At 63.6% G+C, this 5,462-nt stretch carries 2 protein-coding genes and 2 pseudogenes; 3 read left to right on the top strand and 1 reads right to left on the bottom strand.

Annotation, left to right across the window (positions count from 1 at the left end):
- A pseudogene (gene dnaK, locus GJ631_RS18120) lies at positions 1–321 on the top strand (molecular chaperone DnaK); the annotation flags it as partial.
- A 357-nt stretch (positions 322–678) separates the two neighbouring features.
- A complete protein-coding gene (locus GJ631_RS18115) occupies positions 679–1,359 on the top strand; it encodes a hypothetical protein (protein ID WP_156710495.1) in 681 nt (226 codons plus the stop codon).
- 9 nt (positions 1,360–1,368) lie between these two features.
- Here the strand turns inward: GJ631_RS18115 and GJ631_RS18110 are convergent, their stop codons facing one another.
- Complete coding sequence (locus tag GJ631_RS18110; RefSeq protein ID WP_156710494.1) at positions 1,369–4,080, bottom strand: tubulin-like doman-containing protein; 2,712 nt, start codon at positions 4,078–4,080, stop codon at positions 1,369–1,371.
- Between the two features lie 135 nt (positions 4,081–4,215).
- Here GJ631_RS18110 and GJ631_RS18105 point away from each other — a divergent pair.
- Positions 4,216–5,462 (top strand): annotated as a pseudogene (locus GJ631_RS18105) (hypothetical protein); the annotation flags it as partial.

Genomic DNA, 5,462 nt, shown 5'->3' with positions numbered 1-5,462 from the left:
GAGGAAGCCCTCGAGGAGTACGCCGAAGTCGACAGCGACGAACTCGACGAGGCCTCCGAGGCGCTGGAATCCGCAACCGAGAGCCTCTCGGAGCAACTCCAAGAAATCGGCAAGCAGATGTACGAACAACAGGCCGCAGGCGGTGCTGCGGGCGCCGGCGGTCCCGGCGGCGCAGCGGGTGCCGGCGGCATGGGCGGTATGGGCGGCATGGGCGGTGCCGGCCCCGGTGCAGGCGCTGGTCCCGGCGGCGCCGACGGCGACGGCGAGGAGTTCGTCGACGCCGACTTCGAAGACGTCGACGACGAGGACGACGAGGAGTAACGCGACTTCGAGTCGTCGGCAGTGCCGACGACTCGGTTTTTGTGTGACTGTATTGTAGCGGTTCCCATCCGAAAGAAGGAACATCCAGTTACGCCACTCGTCGGGGGTGACAGCGTCAGTTCTTCGACCTCGTAGATGGTGACGAATTCGTCGCAGGGTTCGTCCTCGATACGGGGGTGCCGAGGCAATCGAGCGTCTCCCGGTCGAGATGCACCTCGGGCATACGTATCGCTTCGCCGTGAGACCTGGAACGTTCCGGAACCGAGGGCACCTCACCCAGTGGACGCACCTCAACTGATGGAGGCCCAGGGTGTTGCCAAAGAACTAAATCTCCTCCGTGTCGGGTGAATACTGTCCATGACACGACTGTACGGAGACGCAAAGCGGGTTGCTGTGGTGGTTGTCGTCGCGACTCTGTTCTCTTCTGTCTTCGCTGGGGTGGCCGCCGCGGACGTCGAAGTCGGCGGCGAGTTCGACGGAACCCTCGCCGGCTACGGCGAAGACGCCGAAACACCGAACGAGATAACCGTCGACGGGCAGTTCACCGTCGAGGGCGAAACCGCGGTCAATCCCGAAATCGTCATCGAGGGGACGGATGCGGCCGTCCTCGACACCGACTCGATAGAGGTGTTCGTCGAGGGGAGTCAGTCCATCTCCTTCGACCGCCAGTACCGCGCGGGAGAGGTTCGGTTGACGCCCGCGGAAGGTGAGATTCCCGCCGGGACGACCATCCGCGTGGAGTTCGCCTCCTACTTCACCGGCGGCACCACCGCCGAGCAACTCGACGCCGGAACGGTGACGGTGAACTACGAAACCGAGGGCGGTACGCCCGGTGAAGCCTCGTTCACCGCCCAAGCCGACGCGTCGAACAGCGCCGACAACCGAATCGAGTCCCTCCAGTCAGAGATAGCGGACGGAAATCAGACCAGTCTCGTCATGCGCGTACTCGCCGGTATCGGCGCTCTGGCCATCGTCGTCGCCGTCGTCGGCGGCGCCGTCGTCATCTATCGTCGACGCAACTCCGGTCCGGACTGGTAGGCGAGCGGTTCAGTCCGCAATCGCTTCCTCGTCGACGAACTCGATTTTGATTCCCTCGCGGTCCTCGAACTCGCGGGCGTACTCCTCCAGTAGTTCCTCCCAGGAGACGTTGCCGGCCAGCCACTGCCGTTTCTTCTCCGAGGGCGGCGACAGTTCCTGAACGGCGTTCCAGCCGAGGCGGACCCCGTCGAGCGCCTGTTTCCACCCGCGGAACCCGGTGGCGCCGTCCTCGTAGTTGTCCCAGAGGACGCCCTGATAGAGGTAGCTGACGACACCGTCGCGGCTGATGAACTCGTGTTTCAGTTCGCCCTCGCCCGCGTCGCCGGTTTCGAGGTGGACGTACTCCAGTTTCGGCTCCGGCGGCATCGGCAACTCGATGGTCTCGTTGACGCTGAATGCGGACCGGACGTCGCGGCCGTACCACTCGGGATAGGCGAAGGCCAGTCGGTAGTCGTCCCAGTGCTGGGCGACGAGGTCGTCGAGACCGCCGTCGTCGGCGTAGGTGTCGAGTTCCTGATACAGCCGCAACACGTCGATGGGACCGGTTCGGACGTAGGCGACGAACTTGACGCGATGGGAGTCGTAGCTGTCGTCGGTGTAGCGGTTGTACCCCGAACTCGCCGTCGAAACCCGCTCGAAGGAGATGACGTCCTCGTTGTCGTCGTCGTAGACGATGTACATGTCCGTCTCTATCATCCCGAGGTTCTGGAAGTAATCGAGGGCGTCGTCGGGCGCGTCGTCCTCGTCGACGTCGAGGACGAGTCGCGGTTCCTTCTGGAAACACCGTTCGTAGCGTCTGGCGATGGCTTCGAGGAAGTCGTCGCGGTCGACGTACCCCTCGTCGAGGTACGACTCGATGTCCGTGAGGTCCGTCTCCAGTTTTTCGAGCGTCACCTCCTCGAGGGCCTCGGGTTCGAGGGGCATCCGTGCGATGCGAAGCCCCGATTGGTCGGGGTCGGTGAGTTCACGACGAAGCGACTTGAGGTCGTCTCGGGCGTCGCCGAGTTCGCGTTTCTTGTGTTTGAGTCGACTCTCGATTTCGGCACGCTGGTCGACGATGCCGTCGCTGAGGTCGTTGAGTCCGTCGTAGTCGTCCTCGACCTCTCGGAGCCGTTCGAGTGCCTCCTTCAGGTTCGATAGCCGGCTGTCGAGTTTCTCCTCGCGGCCTTTGATTCCGGGCTTGCCGTCCCAGAAGGACTCCTCGGCCTCCTCGAGTTCGACCTTGGTGTCCTCGATTCGGCCCCGGAGGAAGTCGAAGAGGTTTCGCGCCTTCTGGTTGACCCGGGAGACGTCGCCGAACTCGGGGTGTGAGGAGAGTTCGAAGTGTTTCCACATCTCCGAGACCGTCTCCTCGCGTTTCTCGCGGATTTTCGGCTCTTGTTCGTCGAGTGACGACTCGATTTCGTCGAGAGCGAAGGGGACGAACCGGAGGTCGTGTTCGGCCTCGACTTGCTCGAGCACCGACGCGATGTCCTCGCGGGTCCGGTTGACCATGTTGACGCCGCCGCCGAGGCTGTTGTCGATTATCTCACGGACTTCGCGTTTGGTCTCGCTCGCCTCCTCGGGGTCGAGTTGCTCGAAGACGACCTCCGAGTTCCGCACGAGGTGTTCGATAGCGTCGAGGTCCGAATCAGTCTCCTCGAGCGAGGAGCGACCCGCATACAGCAGGCTCTCCAGTGCCTCGATGTCGGCTTTCGTCTCACAGTAGGTCCGGAGCGTGTCGTGAGGAATCTCGACTTCCGTTTCGACGACGGTTCCGACTCGGGGGTCGGTGTCGGAGACGCCGGAGACGTTCTCCATGTCGTCGCCGTGTTTCGCCATCGTGTAGATGGATTCGGCGACGGTGTTGTCTATCATCTGGTCGTAGCGTTCGATTCCGGCAGCGGCCTGTTCGCCCTCGATTTTGTCCTCGTTGACGCCGACGAGGAAGTAGTCGTTGAACGGCTGGGTTTCGAACTCGAAGGCGTTCTCCTCGAGGGCGGCGTCGATGGCGTCGCTCGTCGAGGCGGCGCCGTCGGCGTCGTGTCGGGAGTGAATCGGGAGCCGGAGCGTGTCGTTGGCGTCGGCGTTGAGCAGGTGTTCGAGGTCACGCAGCGCGGCGTAGCTGTTGGCGTAGTACCGTCCGTCGTCGCCCGGGAGCTGTTTGATGTCGCGACCGAACTCGAACTCGGGGACGACGCCGAACCCGCCGAGGTAGGCGAACATGTTGTTCCGGTTGCGGATGTTCTCGGCGAGGTGGTGGAGAATGCCGGTCAGAATCGGGAACGTCCCACTTCCGGTGCCGCCGCCGAGGGAGTTCACCAGCAGGATGTTGATGTGTTTGTTCGAGGACGTGAGCGCGGTCTGGTGGTCCTGTCGGAACCGATTGACGTTGCGCTGAATCGTCTTGAACACGTCGGAGAAACTCGGCTCCTCGGGGTTGTCGAACTTGTACCGGCCGACGGGACGCTGGCGTTCGGCGCCTTTCGCTCCGAACCGCATGCCGTCGGTCAGAAACGGGTACTCCTCGCGATGCGTTCCGACCAGCGTGTCGGGGGTCTTCAGATACAGGTTCTTCTCTATCGAGGAGCTGTTGAGCTCGCTCATGTTCGAGTCGACGATGAGGTAATCGAAGTACGCCGACTCTTCTTCCGGGACGTGTCGCTTGAGGGTCTCGAGAACCTCGATTCCCGCCTGTCCCACCCCGATGAGAAACGTCGGTGACGGCTCTTTGCCAGCCATGTTAGGCTAAACAGAAATCAGTTATTTAATCCCTTGGGTCGCCTCAAAACCGAGCGACGGAGTCCGACTAAGGCGTCGGGCCGACCACCGGACTGCCGGCGAGACGTTTTTATTGCTGGCCGAATCAGTCGGCGTGTGAACCGACGCGGGGAACAGGGTGCGACGAATCGAAACGCTGCGGGAATCGTCCAGGCGACGACGGTTCGCCTCGACACCGCCACGGAGGGCACCGTCGAACTCGATATCGAGTACGACTTCGCCGACCGGCTGACGGGCTGTAGCGTCGCGATTCCCTCGACGCTCGCCGTCGACGGCACGCGGGGCTTTCGGACGAACGGTCGCCAGTACGACTGGGACGGGGCGACGAACCCCGCACGGTTGAGCGGGAGCCTCTCGGCCGACACCGGCGGACCGGGAACCTACCGGTACGTCGACGCCGGCGATTGGGCCATCGTACAGCGCCCGCAACTGAGTATCGCCTACCAGTACCGAGGCGCCGAACCGATGCTACAGCGGCGCTACGATGTCGACGGCGAGGGCGTCACCAGTTCCGACGGCTCGGTGATGTATCTGGGCCGCCACGACGAGTACACCGATACCACCGCTGGCCAGCGGTTCCGGCTCGTCGTTCCCGAGGCGGCGGCGCTCCGCCCGTCGGTCGAGGCCGTGCTGTCGGCGCTGAGCGACGCTGCCGCCCGCCTCGACGTCGGCGGTCGAAACGACGAAGTCCTCGCCATCGCTGCCCCGACCGGCGTCGGGTGGGGCTCACTCGGCGTCCAGAGCGGCGCCAACGGCTTCTGGGCACAGGACGACTGTCGGCTCGACAACGTCAACAACACCTGGGTTCACGAGTACGTCCACACGCGACAGGAGTGGGACCGCTCGGCGTCGACGAAGTGGCTCGTCGAGGCGACGACGGAGTACTACGCGTCGCTTTTCACCTACCGTCGCGGGCAGGCACCGTTCTCGGCGTTCCACGGCTACGTCTCGACGAACCGGGATTCTGGGTCGGTTCTTGTCGACCCGAAACGGTGGACCAGCAGCCAGGCCTACTACACCAAAGGTCGTCGCGTTCTCGCCGCGTTGGACCTCGAAATCCGCGAAGCGACCGACGGCGAGTCGACGTTCCAGGACGTGTTTCGCCGCATCAACACCTACGACCGGCCGCTCACGCACGACGCCTTCGTCGACATCGTCGCTGAAGTGGCCGGTCGACGACTCGACGACTGGCTCGACCGCTACGTCTGTGGCTCCGCGGCCCCCGAAATTCCCGACGACGAAGCCGCCTTCGAGTCCCCATCGTCGATGTCGGGAAGCGGCGGACCGACGCCGGGACCGGCGGAGCCGGAACCGAAAGAACCCGAAGAACCGGAACCAGAACC

It is taken from the genome of Natronomonas sp. CBA1123, from assembly GCF_009741925.1.
Taxonomy (GTDB): domain Archaea; phylum Halobacteriota; class Halobacteria; order Halobacteriales; family Haloarculaceae; genus Natronomonas.
The sequence above is the reverse complement of the archived record's forward strand: the minus strand, read 5'-3'. Positions and strand labels throughout refer to the sequence as shown.